19 protein-coding genes, 1 pseudogene and 1 riboswitch are annotated in these 23,494 nt (G+C 71.4%); of the genes and pseudogenes, 13 read left to right on the top strand and 7 right to left on the bottom strand.

Annotated features, from left to right (window positions below):
• The first annotated feature begins 139 nt into the window (after nucleotides 1-139).
• From BIV25_RS42895 to BIV25_RS42850, 10 genes and pseudogenes are all read left to right on the top strand, one after another.
• On the top strand, nucleotides 140-748 hold the full coding sequence (locus tag BIV25_RS42895) for a CDP-alcohol phosphatidyltransferase family protein (protein ID WP_071378008.1): 609 nt from the start codon (nucleotides 140-142) through the stop codon (nucleotides 746-748).
• Between the two features lie 115 nt (nucleotides 749-863).
• Nucleotides 864-3,359: a mannose-1-phosphate guanyltransferase gene (locus tag BIV25_RS54120; protein ID WP_071378007.1), complete on the top strand. Its 2,496-nt coding sequence runs from the start codon at nucleotides 864-866 to the stop codon at nucleotides 3,357-3,359.
• Nucleotides 3,360-3,515: 156 nt separating this feature from the next.
• Nucleotides 3,516-4,424, top strand: coding sequence for a DUF881 domain-containing protein (locus BIV25_RS42885; protein WP_256257143.1), 909 nt, complete (start codon nucleotides 3,516-3,518; stop codon nucleotides 4,422-4,424).
• Nucleotides 4,421-4,753 (top strand): small basic family protein, encoded by a 333-nt coding sequence (locus tag BIV25_RS42880; RefSeq protein ID WP_071378005.1) that lies wholly within the window; start codon nucleotides 4,421-4,423, stop codon nucleotides 4,751-4,753. The genes BIV25_RS42885 and BIV25_RS42880 overlap by 4 nt, the downstream gene beginning before the upstream one ends.
• A gap of 5 nt (nucleotides 4,754-4,758) precedes the next feature.
• Entirely contained in the window at nucleotides 4,759-5,640 is an 882-nt protein-coding gene (locus BIV25_RS42875) for a DUF881 domain-containing protein (RefSeq protein ID WP_071378004.1), read from the top strand.
• Between the two features lie 193 nt (nucleotides 5,641-5,833).
• On the top strand, nucleotides 5,834-6,667 hold the full coding sequence (locus tag BIV25_RS48625) for an FHA domain-containing protein (protein WP_218158523.1): 834 nt from the start codon (nucleotides 5,834-5,836) through the stop codon (nucleotides 6,665-6,667).
• 44 nt (nucleotides 6,668-6,711) lie between these two features.
• Entirely contained in the window at nucleotides 6,712-7,449 is a 738-nt protein-coding gene (locus BIV25_RS42865) for a MerR family transcriptional regulator (protein ID WP_071378002.1), read from the top strand.
• A gap of 97 nt (nucleotides 7,450-7,546) precedes the next feature.
• Nucleotides 7,547-8,020, top strand: a complete 474-nt coding sequence (locus tag BIV25_RS42860; RefSeq protein WP_026253112.1) for a bifunctional nuclease family protein — start codon at nucleotides 7,547-7,549, stop codon at nucleotides 8,018-8,020.
• Nucleotides 8,021-8,282: 262 nt separating this feature from the next.
• The gene (locus BIV25_RS42855) at nucleotides 8,283-8,966 is read left to right on the top strand and encodes a MerR family transcriptional regulator (protein WP_107486667.1); all 684 of its coding nucleotides are present in this window, start codon (nucleotides 8,283-8,285) and stop codon (nucleotides 8,964-8,966) included.
• Between the two features lie 137 nt (nucleotides 8,967-9,103).
• A pseudogene (locus BIV25_RS42850) lies at nucleotides 9,104-10,598 on the top strand (DNA polymerase IV).
• On the opposite strand, the gene BIV25_RS42845 reads toward BIV25_RS42850, so the two are convergent.
• A complete protein-coding gene (locus BIV25_RS42845) occupies nucleotides 10,520-10,891 on the bottom strand; it encodes a PRC-barrel domain-containing protein (protein WP_071377999.1) in 372 nt (123 codons plus the stop codon). The pseudogene BIV25_RS42850 and the gene BIV25_RS42845 sit on opposite strands and share 79 nt — an antisense overlap.
• A gap of 119 nt (nucleotides 10,892-11,010) precedes the next feature.
• A riboswitch (glycine riboswitch) is annotated at nucleotides 11,011-11,105 on the top strand.
• A gap of 173 nt (nucleotides 11,106-11,278) precedes the next feature.
• On the opposite strand from BIV25_RS42845, the gene gcvP reads away from it, so the two are divergent.
• Nucleotides 11,279-14,164, top strand: coding sequence for an aminomethyl-transferring glycine dehydrogenase (gcvP, locus tag BIV25_RS42840; protein WP_071377998.1), 2,886 nt, complete (start codon nucleotides 11,279-11,281; stop codon nucleotides 14,162-14,164).
• A gap of 79 nt (nucleotides 14,165-14,243) precedes the next feature.
• Here the strand turns inward: gcvP and BIV25_RS42835 are convergent, their stop codons facing one another.
• The 4 genes from BIV25_RS42835 to modA are packed head-to-tail and all read right to left on the bottom strand — an operon-like array spanning nucleotide 14,244 to nucleotide 17,506.
• Entirely contained in the window at nucleotides 14,244-14,663 is a 420-nt protein-coding gene (locus BIV25_RS42835) for a molybdopterin-binding protein (RefSeq protein ID WP_071377997.1), read from the bottom strand.
• Between the two features lie 28 nt (nucleotides 14,664-14,691).
• On the bottom strand, nucleotides 14,692-15,777 hold the full coding sequence (locus tag BIV25_RS42830) for an ABC transporter ATP-binding protein (protein WP_079177244.1): 1,086 nt from the start codon (nucleotides 15,775-15,777) through the stop codon (nucleotides 14,692-14,694).
• A gap of 41 nt (nucleotides 15,778-15,818) precedes the next feature.
• Nucleotides 15,819-16,679 (bottom strand): molybdate ABC transporter permease subunit, encoded by an 861-nt coding sequence (gene modB, locus BIV25_RS42825; protein ID WP_071377996.1) that lies wholly within the window; start codon nucleotides 16,677-16,679, stop codon nucleotides 15,819-15,821.
• The gene (gene modA, locus BIV25_RS42820; protein ID WP_071377995.1) at nucleotides 16,676-17,506 is read right to left on the bottom strand and encodes a molybdate ABC transporter substrate-binding protein; all 831 of its coding nucleotides are present in this window, start codon (nucleotides 17,504-17,506) and stop codon (nucleotides 16,676-16,678) included. Before modA ends, modB begins: the two co-directional genes overlap by 4 nt.
• A gap of 205 nt (nucleotides 17,507-17,711) precedes the next feature.
• On the opposite strand from modA, the gene BIV25_RS42815 reads away from it, so the two are divergent.
• Nucleotides 17,712-18,200, top strand: a complete 489-nt coding sequence (locus BIV25_RS42815) for a molybdopterin-dependent oxidoreductase (protein ID WP_071377994.1) — start codon at nucleotides 17,712-17,714, stop codon at nucleotides 18,198-18,200.
• On the opposite strand, the gene BIV25_RS42810 is transcribed toward BIV25_RS42815, so the two are convergent.
• Together BIV25_RS42810 and BIV25_RS42805 are read right to left on the bottom strand one after the other, a co-directional pair.
• Nucleotides 18,115-20,856 carry a molybdopterin-dependent oxidoreductase gene (locus tag BIV25_RS42810; protein WP_071377993.1) on the bottom strand — a complete coding sequence of 914 codons (2,742 nt, stop codon included), beginning with the start codon at nucleotides 20,854-20,856 and terminating at the stop codon, nucleotides 18,115-18,117. The two genes, BIV25_RS42815 and BIV25_RS42810, sit on opposite strands and share 86 nt — an antisense overlap.
• Nucleotides 20,853-21,677, bottom strand: a complete 825-nt coding sequence (locus BIV25_RS42805; RefSeq protein WP_071377992.1) for a xanthine dehydrogenase family protein subunit M — start codon at nucleotides 21,675-21,677, stop codon at nucleotides 20,853-20,855. The genes BIV25_RS42810 and BIV25_RS42805 overlap by 4 nt, the downstream gene beginning before the upstream one ends.
• A gap of 210 nt (nucleotides 21,678-21,887) precedes the next feature.
• Between BIV25_RS42805 and BIV25_RS42800 the strand changes: the two genes are divergently transcribed.
• Entirely contained in the window at nucleotides 21,888-23,489 is a 1,602-nt protein-coding gene (locus BIV25_RS42800; protein ID WP_071377991.1) for a PucR family transcriptional regulator, read from the top strand.
• Nucleotides 23,490-23,494: the final 5 nt, after the last annotated feature.

Raw genomic sequence — 23,494 nt, 5'->3', positions numbered from 1 at the left:
GACCCTGTGGGAGAGTAGGACGCCGCCGAACTCCTTTTACAGCTCCGGCTCTTGGGCACTGCCCGAGAGCCGGAGCTTTTTTGCGTTGAGGTAAGGTCAGGGGGCATCGTTGGCTCGTTTTCGCACAGGAGGCCCCCGGGTGGAGGTCCAGGAGACCCGTGTCCAGACAGACCGGGTCCTCACCATCCCCAACATCCTCAGCATGGCGCGGCTCGTCGGCGTACCCCTCTTCCTGTGGCTGATCCTCAGGCCCGAGTTCGGGGGTCCCAAGAGTGATGGCTGGGCTCTCCTCGTGCTTGCCTTCAGCGGGGTCAGTGACTATCTCGACGGGAAGCTCGCGAGGCGCTGGAATCAGATCAGCAGCCTCGGCCGGCTTCTCGACCCCGCCGCCGACCGGCTCTATGTCCTTTCCACGCTGCTCGGTCTCACCTGGCGCGGCATCCTGCCGGTCTGGCTGACCGCGCTGCTGCTGGCGAGGGAACTGATTCTCCTGGTGATGGTGGGCATCCTTCGCCGGCACGGGTATCCGCCGCCGCAGGTGAACTTCCTGGGGAAGGCGGCAACCTTCAACCTGATGTACGCGTTCCCGTTGTTGCTCCTCAGCGACGGCCACACTTGGATCGCGTCAGTCGCCGCTGTTTTCGGATGGGCGTTCGCCGGGTGGGGTACAACGCTCTACTGGTGGGCAGGAGTGCTCTACGTGGTACAGGTCCGCCGTTTGGTCCGGGCGGACGCCAAGGCCGATTGAGCTCGGCGGTTGTCCTGACGTTATGTCGAGATGGCCCGCAGTCGAAAAGTGCGGGACAATCAGGACGGGTGAAGTCGGCTAGACCGTCGTCTCTTGCGAGGAGGACGCTTCCGACATGAAGGCCGTCGTGATGGCCGGGGGCGAAGGCACACGCCTGCGCCCCATGACCTCTAGCATGCCCAAGCCGCTCCTGCCCGTGGCCAATCGCCCGATCATGGAGCATGTGCTACGGCTGCTCAAACGGCACGGGCTCACCGAGACCGTTGTTACCGTCCAGTTCCTGGCATCGCTCGTCAAGAACTACTTCGGCGATGGCGAAGAGCTCGGAATGGAGCTCACCTATGCCAATGAGGAGAAGCCACTCGGTACCGCCGGAAGCGTCAAGAACGCCGAAGAGGCGTTGAAGGACGATGCTTTCCTCGTCATCTCCGGCGATGCCCTGACCGACTTCGACCTGACCGAGCTGATCAATTTCCACAAGGAGAAGGGCGCGCTTGTCACGGTCTGCCTGACCCGAGTGCCCAATCCGCTGGAGTTCGGCATCACCATCGTCGACGAGGAAGGCCAGGTCGAGCGCTTCCTGGAGAAGCCGACCTGGGGACAGGTCTTCTCCGACACGGTCAACACGGGCATTTATGTCATGGAGCCCGAAGTCTTCGGCTATGTCGAACCGGATGTTCCGGTCGACTGGTCCGGCGACGTCTTTCCGCAGCTGATGAAGGAAGGCAAGCCGATTTACGGCTATGTCGCGGAGGGCTACTGGGAGGACGTCGGCACCCACGAGAGCTATGTGAAGGCCCAGGCCGATGTGCTCGAAGGCAAGGTTCACGTCGACATCGACGGATTCGAGATCTCGCCCGGTGTATGGGTGGCGGAAGGCGCCGAAGTGCATCCCGACGCCGTACTGCGCGGGCCCTTGTACATCGGCGACTACGCGAAGGTGGAGGCCGGCGCGGAGATCCGGGAGCACACCGTCGTCGGATCGAACGTCGTCGTCAAGAGCGGCGCCTTCCTGCACAGGGCTGTCGTACACGACAACGTGTACGTCGGTCAGCACAGCAATCTGCGCGGCTGCGTCGTCGGGAAGAACACCGACATCATGCGTGCCGCCCGGATCGAGGACGGCGCGGTCATCGGTGACGAGTGCCTGATCGGTGAGGAATCGATCGTTCAGGGAAACGTCCGGGTCTATCCGTTCAAGACCATCGAGGCCGGTGCGTTCGTCAACACCTCGGTCATCTGGGAGTCCAGAGGCCAGGCCAATCTGTTCGGCGCCCGTGGGGTGTCCGGCATTCTGAACGTCGAGATCACGCCCGAGCTGGCGGTGCGGCTCGCCGGTGCGTACGCGACGACCCTGAAGAAGGGCTCGACCGTCACCACCGCCCGCGATCACTCCCGGGGTGCCCGTGCGCTCAAGCGGGCGGTCATCTCCGCGTTGCAGGCCAGCGCCATCGACGTACGCGACCTGGAGAACGTACCGCTGCCCGTGGCCCGGCAGCAGACCGCGCGCGGCAGCGCCGGCGGCATCATGATCCGGACCTCGCCGGGCGTGCCGGACTCGGTCGACATCATGTTCTTCGACGGGCAGGGTGCCGATCTGTCCCAGGGCGGCCAGCGCAAGCTGGACCGGGTGTTCGCACGGCAGGAGTACCGGCGGGCGTTCCCCGGCGAGATCGGCGACCTGTACTTTCCGGCCAGCGTCTTCGACTCGTACACCGGCACGGTCCTGCGGAACGTCGACACGACCGGCATCGCCGACTCCGGGCTGAAGGTCGTCGTGGACGCCGCGAACGGCAGTGCCGGGCTGGTGCTGCCCAGCCTGCTCGGCAAGTTGGGCGTGGATTCGCTGACGATCAATCCGGGGCTGGACGAGTCGCGGCCCACCGAGACCGTCGAGATGCGGCGCAGCGGGCTGGTACGGCTCGGCGAGATAGTGGCCTCCTCGGGAGCCGCTTTCGGCGTGCGGTTCGACCCGGTCGGCGAGCGGCTGTCGCTCGTGGACGAGAAGGGCCGGATCATCGAGGACGACCGGGCGCTGCTGGTGATGCTCGACCTGGTGGCCGCGGAGCGGCGCAGCGGGCGGGTGGCGCTGCCGGTGACCACGACCCGGATCGCCGAGCAGGTGGCGGCGTACCACGGTACGCAGGTCGAGTGGACCACGACCTCGCCCGACGACCTCACGCGCGTGGGGCGCGAGGAAGGGACCATCTTCGGCGGTGACGGCAAGGGCGGGTTCATCGTCCCCGAGTTCAGCGGCGTGTTCGACGGTACGGCGGCCTTCGTCCGGCTGATCGGGCTCGTCGCCCGTACGCAGCTCACCCTCAGCCAGATCGACGCGCGGATCCCGCGGGCCCATGTGCTGAAGCGGGACCTGGCCACACCGTGGGCCGTCAAGGGTCTGGTCATGCGGCGGGTGGTCGAGGCGGCAGGGGATCGCTTTGTCGACACGACGGACGGTGTGCGGGTCGTGGAGACCGACGGGCGCTGGGTGATGGTGCTGCCCGACCCGGCCGAGGCGGTGACGCATCTGTGGGCGGAGGGGCCCGACGACGCCTCGGCGCAGGCCCTGCTGGACGAGTGGTCGGCCGTCGTGGACAGCGCCGGCCGGTAGGGCGCCGCGGGGCAGCCGGAAGGGGCGTGACACAGCACGCCGCGCGGGAAAGCCCACGCACACGCGCGTGCCGGACAGATGTCCCCCAGGGGGCCTGTCCGGCACGTCGGTGGGGCCATTCGGAGGTATCGCCCGCGACATGCGACGATGTGCGGCATGCCGCAGCAACCCCCCGTTCGGAGCAGCCCTGCGCGGCCGCAGCGCCCGGACGCCTCCATGTCGTTGATCACCAATGTCATGGACCACAGCCTCGACGACGGGTACGCGGAGGCCGCCGCCCGGAAGAAGTCCGCGGGGGAGGGCGGGCTGCCCAAGACGCTCCGGGCGAAGCTCGGTCTCGCGGGCGGTCTCGTGCTCGCCGCGCTGGTTGTGACCCTCGGTGCGGCGCAGGCGCATGGGGCGGCGCCCGTGGTGGCCAAGGAGCACCAGGAGCTGATCGACCGCATCGACGGCGAGACCGCGAGCGCGGACAAGCTGGAGCACACCGTGGACAAGCTGCGCGACGACGTCAGCGCCCGTCAGCGGGCGGCGCTGAAGTCGAGCGGCGGCAGCGACCAGGCTGATCTGGTGGGCCTCCTGTCGGGCGCGACCGCGGTGCACGGGCCGGGCGTCAAGCTCGTCGTGAACGACGCGAAGGAGGCCAGCTCCGGCGGTGACGGGACCAATCCGCGGGAGACCTCGGGCTTCTCCGACAGCGGCCGGGTGCGGGACCGCGACATGCAGCGTGTGGTCAACGGGCTGTGGGCGTCCGGGGCCGAGGCGGTCTCCATCAACGGACAGCGGCTGACGGCCCTGTCCGCGATCAGGGCCGCGGGAGACGCGATACTGGTGGACAACAGGCCGCTGGTGCCGCCCTACACGGTGCTGGCCGTGGGGGACGGGGAACGGTTGAGCACCGGGTTCCAGAACGGCGCCGACGGGCTGTATCTGCATGCCCTGGAGGAGAACTTCGGCATCCGCGCCACCATTTCCACCGAGAGTGACGTACGGTTGCCCGCCGCACCGAGTGTGATCGTTCGTACCGCACAGCCGAGCACCGAGAAGACTGAGAAGGGCACATCGTGATCGCCGTACTGGGCCTCGTCGTGGGAGTCGTGGCCGGCCTGTTGGTCCACCCGGAGGTTCCGGCGATCGTCGAGCCTTATCTGCCGATCGCTGTCGTCGCGGCGCTGGACGCCGTCTTCGGCGGTCTGCGGGCCATGCTCGACGGGATCTTCGACGACAAGGTCTTCGTGGTGTCGTTCCTGTCGAACGTGGTGGTCGCCGCCTTGATCGTGTTCCTGGGCGACAAGTTGGGCGTGGGCGCGCAGCTGTCCACGGGGGTCGTGGTGGTCCTCGGTATCCGGATCTTCTCCAACGCCGCGGCGATCCGGCGTCACGTGTTCCGGGCGTGAGACCGATGAGCGAGCCGAACGAGCAGCCGGAGAACCAGCCGAACAGCCGGCCGGAGAACCAGCCGGGGAATCAGCCGGAGAACAGGCTGCGCAAGGAACTGCCGGCCGAGGTGCCGCCGGCGGCACCCGAGTCCCAGACGGCGTCCGGTGAGCCGCCGCAGGAGTCGCTGACCGGGCGGCAACGGCTGGTCAAGGGGCTGTGGCCGCCGCGTTTCACCCGGGCCCAACTCATCGTCGCCCTGCTGCTGTTCGGGCTCGGCTTCGGGCTGGCCGTGCAGGTGGCCTCCAACAGCGACACCGACAGCGCACTGCGCGGCGCGCGACAAGAAGATCTTGTGCGCATCCTTGATGAACTGGATTCGCGTACCCAGCGTCTTGAAGACGAGAAGCAGGGACTCGAGAAGCAGCGCCAGGAGCTCCAGAGCAGCTCCGACCAGGCCGCGGAGGCCCGCAGGCAGACGGCCGAGAAGGAGCGACAACTCGGCATTCTGGCGGGCACCGTGGCGGCGCAGGGCCCCGGCATCACGATGACGGTCGAGGACCCGAAGGGGGCGGTGAAGGCGGACATGCTGCTCGACGCCGTCCAGGAACTGCGTGCGGCCGGTGCGGAGGCGATCCAGCTCAACGGGGTCCGGGTGGTGACGAACACGTACTTCGCGGATTCCGGCAACGGCGTGAGCGTCGACGGGAACAAGATCAACGCCCCCTATCGTTTTATGGTCATCGGCAAGCCGCAAGATCTGGAACCGGCGCTGAACATCCCGGGAGGAGTGGTGCAGACGCTGGAGAAGGAGCAGGCCACGGTCACGGTGGAGCCCTCGGACAAGATCGTCGTGGACGCCTTGCGGCAGGCGAAGCGGCCTGACTACGCTCGGTCGTCCTCGTAGTGAACCGGCGGTGCATGGGGGTCGTCCGGCAGGGGCATGAGGTTGCGGGGGGTCGGCGCATCGAAGGGGCGGTGCGTGGTGGAAACTGTCTGGTGGATACGGACGTTGTGAGGATGTCCGGCTCGGCCGGTGTAGGCAATCAGGGTTCGTCCTGCCCCACGGGCGGGTCTGTTTCGGTCAAGGGGAATCGCCCGTGAAGTTGTTTGCGAAGTTGTTCGGCAAGAGCGCGCGAGAGGGCAGCGACAACGCGACCGCTCGCCATCGCGCCCAGCCCGACGCGGAGGGTCAGCGGCCGCTGTTCCGGGACCAGGTGGCTGGTCCGGGCGGTGACATTTCCGGAGGCCAGGGCGGGGCGTCGGTTGACCCTGCCCAGTCCGGCGGCATAGGTTTCGGGCAACCGTCAACCTCAGGTACGGGTGGAGGGTTCGCCTCCGGTCCGTACGCGTCCAACGCCCCGGCGGGGCAGCCGCGGCAGGAGGATCCGTCGATGTCGGCCCTGGTGTGTTCGAGGTGCGGTAACCGCAATGCGGACAGCGCCCGCTTCTGTTCCAACTGTGGCGCGCCGTTGCGCCCCGGAGCCGTGCCGGAGCGTGCCTCCGAGACGACGTCCACGATCTCGATCTCCGGTCTTGAGGCGTACGACGCCGAGGTGACCGGCCAGACGCAGGTCCCGACGCTGTCGCCCGAGGCGCAGGCCGCGGTGGACGCGCTGCCGTTCGGCTCGGCGCTGCTGGTGGTGCGCCGGGGGCCGAACTCGGGCAGCCGCTTCCTGCTGGACGCCGACCTGACCACGGCCGGCCGTCATCCGCAGAGCGACATCTTCCTCGACGACGTGACGGTCTCGCGCCGGCACGTGGAGTTCCGTCGCCAGCCGGACGGCTCGTTCACCGTCGCCGACGTGGGCAGCCTCAACGGCACGTACGTCAACCGCGAGCCGATCGACCAGGTCGCGCTGTCGAACGGTGACGAGGTGCAGATCGGCAAGTACCGGCTGGTGTTCTACGCGAGCCGGAACCAGGGCATCTGACCCGCCCCCGGACCGGGCGTCCGGGGGGACCCCAGGGAAGGTCCATGCTTCAAACACCGAGCGGCGGTGCCGGAAGCGGTACCGCCGCCAGGGACAGTGGGCTGATGAGCATCGGCACGGTGCTGAACGCGCTGCGCGACGAGTTCCCCGAAGTCACCATCTCCAAGATCCGCTTCCTGGAGTCGGAGGGGCTGATCGAGCCGCAGCGGACCCCTTCGGGGTACCGCAAGTTCAGCGCCAGGGACGTCGAGCGCCTGGCGCACGTCCTGCGAATGCAGCGGGACCACTATCTGCCGCTCAAGGTGATCCGCGAGCACTTGGACGCCATGGAGCGCGGTGAGGCCGTCCCGCTGCCCGTCGTGGGGCGCCAGCGCACCTCGGAGGACTTTCGGGAGTGGTCGGCGCTGCCCACGGTCGCCCGCGTCGGCCGCGCCGAGCTGCTGGCGGCGGCGGACATCGACGAGGGCGAGCTGCAGGAGTGGGAGTCGTACGGGCTCATCGCTCCGCTGCCCGACGGGGCCTACGACGCCGAGGCGGTCACCGTGGCCGCGCTGGTGGCCGAACTGGGCCGGTTCGGGATCGAGCCGCGTCATCTGCGGGTGATGAAGGGCGCCGCCGACCGCGAGGCCGGCCTCGTGGACCAGGTGGTGGCACCGCTCAAGCGCCACCGCAACCCGCAGACCAGAGCGCTTGCCGAGGCCCGTACGAAGGAGCTGGCGGCGCTGACGGTGAAGCTGCACGCGGCTCTGGTGAAGAGCGCTCTCGGTGTGAGCCTGCCCTGAGAGCGGCGGGCGAGCCGGGGGTGCGCCGGAGTCCGGATCGGGCACCTGTTCCCGGCCCGACTACCCAAACGTCCCGGGCACGGCCTAGGGTTGCTGTGTGAACGAGCTCGATGTCGTAGGTGTCCGGGTCGAAATGCCCTCCAACCAACCGATCGTGCTCCTGCGCGAAGTGGGGGGCGACCGTTACCTCCCCATCTGGATCGGGCCGGGGGAGGCTACGGCGATCGCCTTCGCCCAGCAGGGCATGGCTCCCGCCCGACCGCTGACGCACGACCTGTTCAAGGACGTGCTGGAGGCCGTCGGCCAGGAGCTGACCGAAGTACGCATCACCGACCTGAGGGAAGGCGTCTTCTACGCGGAGCTGGTCTTCGCCAGCGGGGTCGAGGTCAGCGCCCGTCCTTCCGACGCCATAGCGCTGGCCCTGCGCACCGGGACGCCGATCTACGGCAGCGACACGGTGCTGGACGACGCGGGCATCGCCATCCCGGACGAGCAGGAGGACGAGGTGGAGAAGTTCCGCGAGTTCCTCGACCAGATCTCGCCCGAGGACTTCGGCACCAGCAGCCAGTGATCACGAGCCGTCGGTGAACGCGCCGGCCCGGTGAGCACGGGTTGCGGCGGGCTCGTGCGAGTGGCGGGGCCGGGCATTTGCCACCGGCCAATGAGGGCGTACCAGGGCCCCGCACGAGCGCATTCGGCTAGCCTTTCCCCGCGGTGGGCACGGGAAACCACTCTTAGGGTGATTATCACTCGGCGTGCCGAGTGTGGCGATCGTTGACGCGCCCTTGGTGACTGCCTACCGTCGAGAAGGCAGGTCAAGGACGGAGGTCGGCGTGAGAACGAGCGGCGACGGTACGGCTGGGGGTGCCCCCGGACGCGGGTTCGGGGAGAGCGGTCCGTACCCTCCCCCGAGTTCACAGCTGCGTTCGAACAGGGGGTACCCTCCGTCGAGCAGCGCGGTCGATCCCGCTCCGCAGCGGCCGACGGTGGTACCGGACGGCGGAGGGGCAGCGTCCATGACGTCCGAGCAGATCGGATACCGCGGGCCCACGGCGTGTGCGGCCGCGGGCATCACCTATCGACAGCTCGACTACTGGGCCCGCACCGGCCTGGTCGAGCCGAGCGTGCGGCCCGCCTACGGGTCGGGCACCCAGCGGTTGTACAGCTTCCGGGACGTGGTCGTCCTGAAGATCGTGAAGCGGTTCCTGGACACCGGGGTCTCGCTGCAGAACATCCGCTCGGCCGTCCAGCACCTCAGAGAACGCGGTTTCCGCGATCTGGAGCGGATGACCCTGATGAGCGACGGCGCCACGGTGTACGAGTGCACCTCCCCGGACGAGGTCCACGCCCTGCTCCAGGGCGGCCAGGGCATCTTCGGGATCGCCGTCGGCGTGGTGTGGCGGGACGTGGAAAGCGCGCTCTCCCAGCTGCATGGCGAGCGTATCGACACGGGTGAGACCCTCGTCGGCCACAACCCCGCGGACGAGCTGGCGCGCCGCCGCAACCGGGCGGTCTGACCGTCGTGTCCCTCGCCGTCCGGTAACGGGTGCCCGTCGCCGTCCGGTAGCCGGTGCCCGCCGGAATCCGTCCCGGCGGCGCACGGCGGGCGCCCCGCGCCACGGCATTGTCAGTGCCGTGGTGCAGCATCGGAGATGTGAGACACGCGCCGACCATCCTGCACCTCGACATGGATGCCTTCTACGCCTCGGTGGAGCAGGCAGCCAAGCCGAGCCTGCGCGGGAAGGCGGTCGTGGTGGGCGGGCTCGGGCCACGCGGTGTGGTGGCCACCGCGTCGTACGAGGCGCGGGCCTTCGGGGTGCACTCGGCGATGCCCATGGGCCAGGCCCGCCGACTGGCACCGAACGCCGCGTATCTGGTGCCGCGCTTCGGGGTCTACCGGGCGATCAGCGAGCAGGTGATGGCGCTGCTGCGGGAGCTGTCGCCGCTGGTGGAGCCGCTCAGTCTGGACGAGGCGTTCGTGGATCTGGAGGCCGGCGGGACGGCCGGGGACGAGGCGTCGGCGCGGCTGGCCGGGATCAGGCTGCGCGCGGACATCCTGGCGGTCACGGGGCTGACCGGTTCGGTGGGGCTGGCCGCGTCCAAGATGCTCGCGAAGATCGCCTCCGAGCAGGCCAAGCCGGACGGTCTGGTGGTCATCGAGCCGGGGACCGAGCGGGCGCTGCTCGGGCCGATGCCGGTGCGGACCCTGCCGGGTGTGGGCCCCGCGACCGGGGACCATCTGCGCCGCGCCGGGATCACCACGGTCGAGGAGCTGGCCGAGGCGGGTGAGGACGAGCTGGTCCGGCTGCTCGGCAAGGCGCACGGCCACGCGCTGTACGCGATGGCGCTGGCCCGTGACGACCGGCCCGTGGTGGCCGAGCGCGAGGCGAAGTCGGTGTCGGTCGAGGACACCTATGACGTGGACATCCATGACCGGCTGCGGATCGGGATGGAGGTCCAGCGGCTCGCGGACCGGTGTGTGGGACGGCTGCGGGGGGCCGGGCTGTCGGGGCGGACGATCGTGCTGAAGGTGCGGCGGTACGACTTCTCGACGCTGACCCGTTCGGAGACGCTCAGGGGGCCCACGGACGATCCGGCGGTGGTCCGGGAGGCGGCAGCGCGGCTGCTGGACTCCGTGGACACCACGGGCGGGGTGCGGCTGCTCGGCGTGGGCGTCTCCGGGCTCGCCGACTACACACAGGAGGATCTGTTCGCGCAGGCCATGGACTCGCGGGCGGCGCAGACGCCGGAGGAGGTCGTGACCGAGGCCGTGGTGGAGCCGCCGGAGCCGGTCGCTCCGCAGTGGCGGGCCGGACAGGACGTGCGGCATGCCGAGTACGGGCCCGGGTGGGTACAGGGGAGCGGGCTGGGGCGTGTGACGGTGCGGTTCGAGACACCGCAGTCCCCTCCCGGGCGGGTGCGGACGTTCTCCGTCGACGACCCTGCGCTCGCGGCCGGGGAGCCGCTGCCGCTGGTGCCGGACTTTCAGGGAGAAGAGACCCGACCCCGGTGCGGCCACCCCGCCGATGCCGCTGCCGACGCCTGAAAGGAGCCCTCGTGCGCGCTGCCCTCAGCTCTCCTCCGACCCCGCCAGCTTGCCGAAGTCCCGGTCGGGGAGCGGTGGGGGCAGGGCCGTGTCGAGGCCGTAGTGGTGGTAGAGCTGGAGTTCCTGTTCGGGGGAGAGATGACGGCCTACGCCGAAGTCCGGGGCGTCCTTGATGAGGGCGCGGTCGAAGGGGACGTGGAGGGTGCCCTCGACGAGCTCGCTCGGTTCCAGCGGTACGAACGCGTCGCGGGAGAAGAGGCCGGTGCGTATGGCCGCCCACTCGGGTATGCCGGTCGCGTCGTCCAGGTACACCTCGTCGACGGTGCCGATCTTGGCGCCGCTGCGGTCGAACGCCTTGCGGCCGATCAGGTTGCGCGGATCGATGTCGGTCTGCACGGTCGCTCTCCCTCCACATGTTCGCAACTCATCCGTAAGCACTACGAAAGAGCACATTCGCGGAGGCGGCCACTCGAGGACTCGGGCGTTGACCTCGCTGGTAGTCTGACAACGGCTGCTGAACCCGTGCGGGAGAGTCCTCCGACCACCTCGGAGGCGCCGAAGGAGCAAATCCTCCCCGGAATCTCTCAGGCTCACGTACCGCACGGACGAGGTCACTCTGGAAAGCAGGGCGGTTGTCGACGGCTTCCGCTCTCACCGACGGTGAAAGCCGGGCCCCTCGGGCGCCCGGTGAAGCTCTCAGGTTGAGATGACAGAGGGGGAGGCCGTCGGGGCACCGCACCGTGGTGCCCTTCGAAGGTCGCGTCAGACCAGGAGGCCTCCGCAATGACCGCCCACCGCATGCCGCTTTCGGAGCTCGAAGCGGGTGTTCCCTTCGAGCAGCGCCACATCGGGCCCGACCAGGAGGCGCGGGCCAAGATGCTCGCGCAGGTCGGCTACGGCTCGCTGGACGAGCTGACCGCCGCCGCGGTCCCCGACGTGATCAAGAACGCCGACGCCCTCGACCTGCCGGGCGCCCGCACCGAGGCCGAGGTGCTCGCCGAGCTGCGCGCCCTCGCCGACCGCAACCAGGTGCTCGGTTCGATGATCGGCCTGGGGTACTACGGCACGTTCACCCCGCCGGTCATCCTGCGCAACGTCATGGAGGACCCCGCCTGGTACACGGCCTACACGCCGTACCAGCCGGAGATCTCCCAGGGCCGGCTGGAGGCGCTGCTGAACTTCCAGACCATGGTCGCCGACCTGACCGGTCTGCCCACCTCCGGTGCCTCCCTGCTGGACGAGGGCACGGCGGCCGCCGAGGCCATGGCGCTGTCCCGGCGCATGGGCAAGAACAAGAAGGGTCTGTTCCTGGTCGACGCGGACGCGCTGCCGCAGACCGTCGCCGTCATCGAGACCCGCTCCGAGCCCACCGGCGTCGAGGTCGTCGTCGCCGACCTCAGCGAGGGCATCCCGGCCGACATCGCCGCACGCGAGATCAACGGCGTACTGATCCAGTACCCGGGCGCCTCCGGTGCCGTACGCGACATCAAGCCGGTCATCGACCAGGCGCACGAGCTGGGCGCCCTCGTCACCGTCGCCGCCGACCTGCTCGCGCTGACCCTGCTGACCTCGCCGGGCGAGCTGGGCGCGGACATCGCCGTCGGCACCACCCAGCGCTTCGGCGTGCCGATGGGCTTCGGCGGTCCGCACGCCGGTTACATGGCCGTGCAGGAGAAGTTCGCGCGCAGCCTGCCCGGCCGGCTCGTGGGCGTCTCCGTCGACGCCGACGGCAACAAGGCCTACCGCCTCGCGCTCCAGACCCGTGAGCAGCACATCCGCCGTGAGAAGGCGACCAGCAACATCTGCACCGCACAGGTGCTGCTCGCCGTCATGGCCGGCATGTACGCCGTCCACCACGGCCCGGAGGGGCTGCGGATCATCGCCCGGCGGACGCACCGGTACGCGACGCTCCTCGCCGAGGGCCTGCGGGCCGGAGGTGTCGAGGTCGTCCACGGTGCCTTCTTCGACACCGTCACGGCGCGCGTGCCCGGCAAGGCCGCCGAGGTCGTCGCCGCCGCCCGCGAGAACGGCGTGAACCTGCGCCTGGTCGACGCCGACCACGTCTCCGCGGCCTGCGACGAGACCACCGACCGGGACCGGCTGGGCGTCGTCCTCGCGGCCTTCGGCGTCACGGGCGACATAGCGGCGCTCGACGCGACCGCCGCGGACGCCCTGCCCGAGGCGCTGCTGCGCGGCGACGACTACCTCACGCATCCGGTCTTCCACCAGCACCGCTCGGAGACCGCGATGCTGCGCTACCTGCGCAGGCTCGCCGACCGGGACTACGCCCTCGACCGCGGCATGATCCCGCTGGGCTCCTGCACCATGAAGCTCAACGCGACCACCGAGATGGAGCCGGTCACCTGGCCCGAGTTCGGCGGGCTGCACCCCTTCGCGCCGGCCGAGCAGGCGCAGGGCTTCCTCACCCTCATCCGTGAGCTGGAGGAACGTCTCGCCGAGGTCACCGGCTACGACAAGGTCTCCCTGCAGCCGAACGCCGGTTCCCAGGGCGAGCTGGCCGGTCTGCTCGCCGTACGCGGCTACCACCGTGCCAACGGCGACGAGCAGCGCACCGTCTGTCTGATCCCGTCCTCCGCGCACGGCACCAACGCGGCCAGCGCCGTGATGGCCGGCATGAAGGTCGTCGTCGTCAAGACCGCCGAGGACGGCGAGATCGACGTCGAGGACCTGCGCGCCAAGATCGAGCAGCACCGCGCCGAGCTGGCGGTGCTGATGATCACCTACCCGTCGACGCACGGCGTCTTCGAGGAGCACGTCGCCGACATCTGCGCCCGGGTGCACGAGGCGGGCGGCCAGGTGTACGTCGACGGCGCCAACCTCAACGCGCTGGTCGGCCTCGCCAAGCCGGGCCACTTCGGCGGCGACGTCTCGCACCTGAACCTGCACAAGACGTTCTGCATCCCGCACGGCGGCGGCGGCCCCGGCGTCGGCCCGGTCGGGGTCCGGGCGCACCTGGCGCCGTACCTGCCGAACCACCCGCTGCAGCCGGCCGCGGGCCCGGAGACCGGCGTCGGACCGATCTCGGCCGCCCCCTGGGGCTCCGCGGGCATCCTGCCCATCTCCTGGGCGTACGTCCGCCTGATGGGCGGCGAGGGTCTCAAGCGGGCCACGCAGGTGGCCGTGCTGTCGGCGAACTACGTCGCCAAGCGCCTGGAGCCGCACTACCCCGTGCTCTACACCGGCCCCGGCGGCCTGGTCGCACACGAGTGCATCATCGACCTGCGCCCGCTGACCAAGGCGACCGGCGTCAGCGTGGACGACGTCGCCAAGCGGCTCATCGACTACGGCTTCCACGCGCCCACCATGTCCTTCCCGGTGGCCGGCACGCTCATGATCGAGCCGACCGAGTCCGAGGACCTCGCCGAGCTGGACCGGTTCTGCGACGCGATGATCGCCATCCGCGCGGAGATCGAGAAGGTCGGCGCGGGCGAGTGGCCGGCGGAGGACAACCCGCTGCGGAACGCCCCGCACACCGCCGCCGCGCTCGGCGGCGACTGGGCGCACGCCTACAGCCGCGAGGAGGCCGTCTTCCCGGCCGGTGTCTCGGCGGCCGACAAGTACTGGCCGCCGGTGCGCCGGATCGACCAGGCCTTCGGCGACCGTAACCTGGTCTGCTCCTGCCCGCCGCTGGACGCGTACGAGGACTGACACCCCGCGCCCGCCGGTGTGTCGGCGAGTGGTGACGTCGAGGGCCCCGTCCGGATCTCCGGGCGGGGCCCTCGACGTGTCACTCCGTCGCGAGGGCCACCTCGGTCGCCTTGATCAGGGCGACCACGTCGGAGCCCACGAAGAGGCCGAGTTCCTCGACGGCGTCCTTGGTGATCGCCGCGGTCAGTTCGCCGCCGTCGACGGTGATCCGCACGGTCGCCATGACGGCACCGGTGACGAGGCCGGTGACCGCGCCGGGCAGCTGGTTGCGGATCGACAGGCCCTCGACCCGGCTGGTGGCGAGGGAGACCTCGGTCGATTTCACGAGGGCGCGCACGGGCGAGCCGGGGGCGAGGGCGAGTTCCTCGGCGGCCTCCAGGGTGATCGCCGCCATGAGGTGCTGCCCGCCGCCGAGGCGGAGCTTCACGGTGGCCATCGCCTCGCCCGACTGGACCGCGGTGACGGCGCCGGGCAGCTGATTGCGGATGCTCAGGGTCATGGGCAACCACGGTAGGGCGCACGGTCGCTCAAGCCGGGTATGCGTGGGTCTGCGTCGCTTTGACCGTCGCCCAGACAGCTGCGCCCGGGTGCAGGTCCAGCTCGGCCGCGGCGACCGTGGTGAGGTCGGCCGCGAGCGCGAGCTCGCCGGTCAGGTCGGCGCGGATCTGGTCGCCGTGCGTCTCCAGGCCCTCGACCTCGCAGCGCCACAGGTTCCGGGCGCTGGCCCCGGTCGGCCGGTCCCGGAACAGGGTGACGGCGCTCGGCGGGAACGCCACGAAGACGGGCCCGGACAGCTCCTCGGTGGTCGTGAGCGAGGGCCCGGCGTCGAGCCGTACCGTATGTCCGTCCGCCCGGCCCCGGTAGAGGTTGAGGCCGACGAGCTGCGCGATGTAGTCGGTGCGCGGGTGGCGGGCGATGTCGGCGGGGGTGCCCTGCTGCACCACCTGGCCGTGCTCGATGACGACCAGCCGGTCCGCGAGCACCATGGCGTCCAGCGGGTCGTGCGTGACCAGGACGGCGACGGCCTCGAACTCGGCCAGATGGCGGCGCAGTTGGGCCCGGACCTCCAGCCGGGTGCGGGCGTCCAGGGCGGCCAGCGGTTCGTCCAGGAGCAGCAGCCGCGGGCGGGTGGCCAGGGCCCGCGCGACGGCCACCCGCTGGGCCTGGCCGCCGGAGAGCCGGCGCGGCTTGGCGTGGGCGTGGTCGGCGAGCCCCATGCGCTCCAGCCAGGCGGCCGCCTGGGCACGGGCCTCGGTCTTGGGGACGCCCTGGCAGCGCGGTCCGAAGGCCACGTTGTCGAGCGCGGTCAGATGCGGGAAGAGCAGATAGTCCTGGAAGACCACGCCGACCGGGCGGGACTCCGGGGGAGTGTCTTCCAGCGGGGCGCCGTCGAGCCGGAGATGCCCGTCGGTGAGCGGGACGAGACCGGCGAGGGCGCGCAGGGCGGTGGTCTTGCCGGCGCCGTTGGGGCCGAGCAGGGCGACGACGTCGCCGGGGGTGGCGGTGAGGGAGACGTCCAGCCGGAAAGCGCCCCGGTCGACGACGAGCCGGGCGTCGAGCCCCTCGTCGCCCACCCGTGTCCGGGCGGCCTTCGGGGCGTCGATGTCGGTCATGGGACGGTACGTTCGCACACGCCCGGGGTCGGTGGCCACGCTCACGCTCCCGTCATCCAGCGGTCCCGCAGCCCGGCCAGCACCGCGATCGACACCGCGAGCAGGACCAGGCTGAGGGAGATGGCGGCGTCGGGGTCGTCCTGGAGGGCGAGGTAGACCGCGAGGGGCATGGTCTGGGTGCGGCCGGGGAAGTTGCCCGCGAAGGTGATCGTCGCGCCGAACTCGCCGAGCGCGCGGGCCCAGGCGAGGACCGCGCCGGCCGCGATGCCGGGGGCGATGAGCGGCAGGGTGACCCGGCGGAACGCGGTGAAGCGGGACGCGCCGAGGGTGGCCGCCGCCTCCTCGTAGCGCGGGTCGGCCGCGCGCAGGGTGCCCTCGACGCTGATGACCAGGAACGGCATCGCGACGAACGCCTCCGCGATCACCACGCCGGTGGTGGTGAACGGCAGCGTGATCCCGAACCAGGCGTCCAGCCACGTGCCGATCACGCCGTTGCGGCCGAGGGCCAGCAGCAGGGCCACACCACCGACCACCGGCGGCAGGACGAGGGGCAGGGTCACCAGGGCCCGTACGAACCCCCGGCCGGGGAACTCTGTGCGGGCCAGCAGCCAGGCCAGCGGCACGCCCAGGACGAGGCTGACGGCCGTCGCCGCCGTCGCGCTGACCAGGGACAGCTGGAGCGCCTGCCAGACCTGGGTGCTGGACAGCTGGTCCGGCAGCGTCCGCCAGGGCGCGCGGACGATCAGCGCTAGCAGCGGCAGCAGCAGGAACGCCAGCGCCACCAGGCCCGGCAGCAGCAGCGGCAGCGGCACCCCGCGCCGGCCCCCCGTGCCGACGCGGCGACGCCGCGGCCGGCCCGTGCGGGGGCCGGCCGCGGCGTCGGGTCCGAGATGCGAGGTCACGGCTTGAGGAACCCGGCCTCGCTCAGCACCTTCTGGCCCTCGGCGGACTGCACGAGGGCGATGAACGCCTTGGCGGCCGCGGCGTTCGGCGCGTTCTTCAGCAGGACGATCGGGTAGTCGTTGACGGCCTTGGCCGACTCGGGGAACTCCACGCCCTGCACCTTGTCCCCGGCGGCGTGCACGTCGGTCTTGTAGACGACCGCGGCGTCGGCCTCCTTCAGCTCCACCTTGTTGAGGGCGCCCTTGACGTCCTGCTCGTAGGAGACCGGGGTGAGTTTGAGGTGGCTGGCGTCCAGGGCCTTCTGGGCGGCGGCGCCGCACGGCACGGTCTTGTCGCACAGCACGACCTTCAGGCCGGAGGCGGTGAGGTCCTTCAGCGAGGCGACCCTGTGCGGGTTGCCCGGCAGGGTCGCGATCTCCAGCTGGTTGCGGACGAAGGTGGCCGGCGTGCCGTCCGCGTCCTTCTTGCCCGTGACGGTCGCCATGGTCTTGGGGCTGGCGGCGGCGAAGACGTCCGCCGGGGCGCCGCTGGTGATGCTCGCGGCCAGGGTGTCGCTGCCGCCGAAGTTGAAGCTGACCTTGGTGCCGGGGTGCTGCTGCTCGAACTCCTTGCCCAGGGTCGTGAAGCTCTCCTTGAGGGAGGCGGCCGCGAACACGGTGACGTTGCCGGAGAGCTTGGGGGCGCCGGAGGCGTCCGACGGGGCCGACGAGCCCGACGAGTCCGAGGACTTCGACGAGGAGGAACAGGCGCTGAGTGCCAGCAGGGCGGCGGCTCCCGCACCGGCAACCTTCAGCATCCGTCGGGTCCGGTGCACGGAACGGGTCATCACGGTCTACTCCTCGCGTTCTGTGGAACAAGTGTCGCGCCCTGTCGCGGCCGGGAAAACCGGCCGTGCGGCGACGATAATGCCGCATCTGCCAGGGGTAAGTCTCCTGTCGCATCGCATGAGCTGCGAACTTGTGACATGTGGCTCGCATGTGCGTTTGTACGGCGCACTCCTGCGGGTACCGTCCTGCGGGAGGTGGTCGCAGATGACGCTCGCGCAACTCGCCCTGACCGGTGATCTGGCCCGGCCCGCCCGGCTGACCGTTCCGGAGCTGCTGCGCTGGCCGCAGCACCGGGTGGACGTCAGTTTCGACTGTGCGACCAGCGGCGTCCAGCACCACCGCTTCACCGGGCCGCGCCTGTACGACGTCCTCGCCGACGCCGGCCCGGACTTCGACCCGGCGCGGCGCAAGGACCGGCTGCGCTTCCTCATCGCCGTCACCGGCACCGACGGCCACCACGCGGTGCTGTCCTGGGCCGAGATCGACCCGGACTTCGCGGACGCGCCCGTCCTGCTGGGTGTGCGCATCGACGAGACCGCGCTGGACGCGGCCGGGCCCCAGCTGGTCCTCCCACAGGACCGGTGCGGGGCCCGGCACATCAGCGGGATCACCGCGATCCGGGTGGACGGCGGCTATCGCTGTGGCGACGCAGCGCCCGCCACACCCGGTCACGCAGCAGCGGTACCTCGGTGAACCGCACCCCTGTCGCGTCCCGCAGTGCGTTGGCCAGGGCCGGGGCGACCGGGTTGAACGGGCTCTCGCTCATCGACTTGGCGCCCAGCGGGCCGATCGCGTCCGCCGTCTCCATGAAGTGCACCTCGGTGCGCGGCACGTCGGCGTACTGCGGGAGCCGGTAGCGGCGGAAGGCGGCGGTGTCGACGGCGCCCCGCTCGTCCAGCAGGACCCGCTCGAAGAGCGTGGCGCCGAGCGCCTGGGCGACCCCGCCCTCGACCTGCCCCCGGCACTGCATCGGGTTCATCACCTTGCCCGCGTCGGCCGCGTGCACACTGCGCAGGATACGGATCTCGCCGGTCCCGGGGTCGACGGCCACCCGGAACCAGTGCGCGTTGAAGGCGACCGAGCGCGGGGTGCCGCCGAAGTGCCCGTCGGCGCTCAGCTCCAGGCCGACGGTGCGCGAGGCGGCGTACACCTCCTTCAGCAGCAGGCGTCCGCCCGGGTGGAGCACGGCCTCCTCCGCCAGCCGGCAGTCCGCGCGCGGGACGGCCAGGTGGGCGGCGGCGAAGTCCAGCAGCTGGTCGGCGAGGGCGCGGGCGGCGCGCAGGGTGGCCTTGCCCGCGACGACCGTACCGGTCGAGGCGAAGGCGCCGGTGTCGTGCCGTACCACGTCCGTGTCGGACTGGCGGACGGCGATCCGGTCGACGGTGGTGGCCAGTTCGCCGGCCGCGATCTGTTTGTGCACCGTCGTGGTGCCGTTGCCGAACTCGGCGGTGCCGACGGCCAGATCGAAGGTGCCGTCCGGCAGCAGGGCGGCCCTGGCGTCGGCGATGTGGCCGCCGGGCGGACCGGTCGCGATCATCGCCAGGGCCGCTCCCTCGCCGACCAGCCAGCCCGCGGGGACGGGCTCGGACACCGGTTCCGCCTGGGCCCGGCGCACGATCGCCACGCACTGGTCGAGGCCGTAGCTCGCGATGTGCAGGTCCGCCTCGTGGCCGCCCGGGGTGAGCATCGGCTCGTCGGCGCCGATGACATTGCGGGCCTTGAACTCCAGGGGGTCCAGCTCCAGCCGGCGGGCCAGCTCGTCCAGCGCCGACTCCACGGCGAACAGCACCTGGCCGAGGCCGTAGCCGCGGAAGGCGCCCGCCGGGACGGTGTGCGTGTAGACCGAGTACGCGTCGACCTTCTTGTGCGGGGCGCGGTAGACGGCCATGGACTCGCCGACGCTGTGGAACATCACGGCCGGTCCGTGATTGCCGTACGCGCCGGTGTTCGCGACGACGCGCAGCTGGAGCGCGGTGAGGGTGCCGTCGCGGCGGGCGCCCGCCTTCACCCGGATCGTGAAGGGGTGCCGGGTGGTGGCGCCGTAGAACTGCTCCGCGCGCGTGTACTCCAGTTTCACCGGGCGGCGCAGTCTCAGCACGGCGAGCGCCACGACGTCCTCGACCAGCATCTCCTGCTTGCCGCCGAACCCGCCGCCGACCCGGCCCGCCAGCACCCGGACCTGTTCCTCGGGCAGGTCGTACAGTGCGCACAGGGCGCGGCGGGTGAGGAACGGCGTCTGGGAGCTGGTGCGGACGGTGAGCCTGCCGTCCTCGTCGATCCAGGCGACGGCACCGTGCGTCTCCAGGCTGGCGTGCTGGACGCGCTGGGTGCGGAAGGTGTCCTCGTAGACGACGTCCGCCGCCGCGAAGCCCGCTTCGACGTCGCCTATCTCACCGTGCGCCTCCCCGACGACGTTGGCCTCGGGGCGCGCGATGCGGGCCGTCGCCGCGTCCTTGGCATGGACGACCGGGGCGCCGGGCCGCATGGCGTCCTCCGGGTCGAGGACGGCGGGCAGCACCTCGTACGTCACCTCGATGCGCCGGCATCCCTCCTCCGCGGCGCCCTCGCTGTCGGCGACGACGGCGGCGACGCGCTGCCCGACGTAGCGGACGGTGTCGTCCAGGACGCGGGTGTCGTCCGGGTCCTCCTCGGGGTGTTCGTGGCGGGCGGTGGAGAAGTGCCGTTCCGGGGCGTCGTGGTGGGTGAGCACGGCGTGCACGCCGGGGACGCGCAGGGCGGCGGAGGTGTCGATCGCGAGGATGCGGGCGTGGGCGTGCGGGGAGCGCAGCAGCTTCATGTGGAGCAGGCCCGGTACGTCGATGTCGAAGGTGTAGCGGGCGGTGCCGGTGACGACCTGCGGCCCGGCCGGGGCGGGCAGGCTGCGGCCGACGGACTCACCGGGCGCGGGCGCCTCCACGTTCCTCACCCCGCGCACGGCGTCCTCGATGGCCCGGTAGCCGGTGCAGCGGCACAGGTTGCCCTTGAACGCCCGTGGCAGATCCGCGAGTTGGTCCTCCTTGAGTGCCGCTGTGGTCATCAGGAAGCCGGCCGTGCAGAAGCCGCACTGGAAGCCCTGGGCGTCGAGGAACTTGCGCTGCACGGGGTGGAGTTCGCCGTCCGGGGCGGCCAGGCCCTCGACCGTGGTGACGCCGCGGCCGTCGGCGCGGAAGGCGGGGTAGAGGCAGCTGTGCACCGGCTCGCCGTCCACGTGGACCGTGCAGGCGCCGCAGTCGCCCTGGTCACAGCCCTTCTTCACGCCGAACCAGCCGCGCTCGCGCAGGTAGGTGCGCAGGCACTGCCCCGGTCGGGGGTCCTCCTCATGAGACCGCCCGTTGACCTCGACCCTCATCGCCGTTCCTCCTCCGTCAGTTCCCGGCGGATCTCCTCCGCCAGCCGCAGCGCCATGTGCCGCCGCCACTCGGGCAGTCCGTGGATGTCGTCGAACCACTCGTCGTCCGCGACGGCCCCCTCGATCGCCGTCCGCAGCGCTTCGGCCGTGGGCGGCAGCGGGAACCACAGCCGCACCGGGCGCACCGTGGCCGCGGTGACGGTGACCGTGACGGAGTGGTCGACCGGGTCGAGGGTCCCGATGACCAGGGCGGCCGAGCGCCCGAGGCCGTACAGCGAGACCTGCCGGAACGCCGTACGGCAGGACAGGGCGCGGGCGGGCAGGGTGACCGAGCGCAGCAGCTCGCCCTCGGCGAGATCCTTGCGGCCCGCGCCGGTGATGAAGTCGGCGACCTTCAGGCGGCGCCCGGATCCGCCCTGGGCGAGGAGCAGACAGGTGCCGTCGAGCGCGGCCGTGAGGGAGATCATCGGGCCGGCCGGCAGTCCGTTGCACAGGTTCCCGCCGACGGTGGCCATGTTCCAGATCTTGAACGAGGCGAGGAAGGCCCGGCAGCACTGCTCGAAGAGAGGGGCCGCGGGGGCGATCAAGTCCTTGGCGTAGCGGGACAGTTGGGCGATGGTGCAGGTGGCGGCCAGCTCCAGCGAGCCGTCCGGGTGCCGCTGTGCGGGCGTCCAGCCCATGCGGCTCAGGTCCACCAGTCGCCGCAGGTGCGGCTGGGGTTCGGAGAACAGGTACGTCCCGCCGCCGAGCCAGGCGTCCCCGGGCCGCCAGGGCGCGGGCCGCCGGGCGTCTCGTATCTCGGCCACCGTGTTCAGGTCCATGGCTGGAAGTGAACCAACGGGAACCGGCCGAAACGACTGGCGCGGGGCACGGAAACACCCACGCCGCAGGCCCTGGGACTGGAGGATCAACCAAGAGGCATTCCGCTCCGGCAACCTTGCATTTACGATGCTTTCTCTCGCACTCACCTGGTGAATGCGAGAGGCCGGGGGATGTGCTCACCCCGCGGCGGCCGTACGAGGAGCCAGCACATGCACGTCGAACACCTCCTGGGGGACGCTTCCCTCGGGCTGCGCCTGCTGTGGGCGGAGGACGCGCTGCTGCGGCGCGAAATCAGCGGGGTGACCGTCACGGACCTGGAGGACCCGGCCCGGTTCGTGCGGCCCGGCGAGGTGGTCCTCAGCGGGCTGGTGTGGTGGTCGCCCGACGGCGGCTCCGGCAAGGCGGAGCGGTTCGTCTCGGCCCTGAAGGACGCGGGGGCCGCCGCGCTGCTCGCGGGCGAGGAGACGCACGGGACCGTGCCCGACGACCTGGTCGAGGCGTGCGTGCGCCACGGCGTGCCGGTGGCCGGGGTGCCCGCGCACATCATGTTCCGGTCCATCACCGACACCGTGTACCTGCGCCAGTGGGGCGGGCTGAGCCGGCATCACGCGCTGCCGGAGAACGCGCGCGTCCGGCTGAGCCGGCTGCTCGCCCAGGAGGCCGGCCCGCACGCCGTCCTCGCCGAGGCCTTCGCCCACCTCGGCCGGACCGCCGCCTACGTCTTCACGCCCTCGGGCCGTACGGTCGCCGCCACCGAGGGCGCCCCGCCGGTGCCCCCGCGGGAGGCGGTCGCACTCGTCGCGGACGGCACCGGGGTGACCGCCTCCGTCGACGCGAGCGGCGTCTCGCCGTACGAGCACCGGCTGTTGTACCTGCCCGACCCGGACGCCGCCCCGCCGCGCATGCTGCACGAGGTCGCCGCCGTGCTGGCCCACTGCCAGGAGGCCGGCGCCCGGCGCCCCTCGGCCCGGCTCCGCGCTGCCGACGAACTCGGCGCGCTGCTGTCGGCCCCGGACGCGCGCGAGGACGGCACGGTGGAGGCGGCGCTACGGCGCTGCGGGCTGCCGGAGACCGGGCCGTACCTGGTCCTCGTCGCGGACGCCGGGACGGTCCGGCCCGGGCCGGACGAAGGGCCGCTCGCCGAGGGCGCGTTGACGGAACTGACGGGGCATGCGGTGACGGCCGGCGGCGCGGACGGGGCCGCGGTGGTGGCCGCGCGGGCCGAGGGGGCCGGGGCGGAGGCGGGAGCGGACGGCGGGCCCGGGGGCGCGGCGGCCGTCGGCAGGCTGCCGGACGGGGGTGCCTTCGCCGTGCTGTCCGGGGTGCCGGACGGCTGGGCGGACGACGTGTGGCCGCTGGTCGCCGGGTGTGTGCCCGGGGTCGTCCTGCACGGCGGCACCGGCGCACCCGCGGCGGGGCCCGGCGGACTCGGCGCCGCGCTCGGGCAGGCCCGGTACGCCCTCACCTCGGCGCGGACCACCGCGCCCGACGTCTCCCGCCTGACCGACGCCCGCAGCCTCACCACCCTCGACGCGCTGCTCACCGGGGTGCCGGCCGAGGTGCGCGGCGCCTATGCCCGTACGGTGCTCGGCCCGCTGCTGGAGACCGGCCGGCCGCCCGTCGCGGTGCTGCTCGCCACCCTGGAGACGTTCCTGGCCTGCGACGGCTCCTGGGCGCGCACGGCGCAGGCGCTGCATCTGCACGTCAACACCGTGCACTACCGGATGGAGCGGATCGAGCGGCTGACGGGGCGCGACCTGTCGCGGCTGCGGGACCGGCTGGACCTGCGGGCGGCGCTGCTCTGCCGCTGACCTCG

This window comes from Streptomyces sp. MUSC 14, from assembly GCF_001866675.1.
GTDB lineage: Bacteria > Actinomycetota > Actinomycetes > Streptomycetales > Streptomycetaceae > Streptomyces.
The sequence above is the reverse complement of the archived record's forward strand: the minus strand, read 5'-3'. Positions and strand labels throughout refer to the sequence as shown.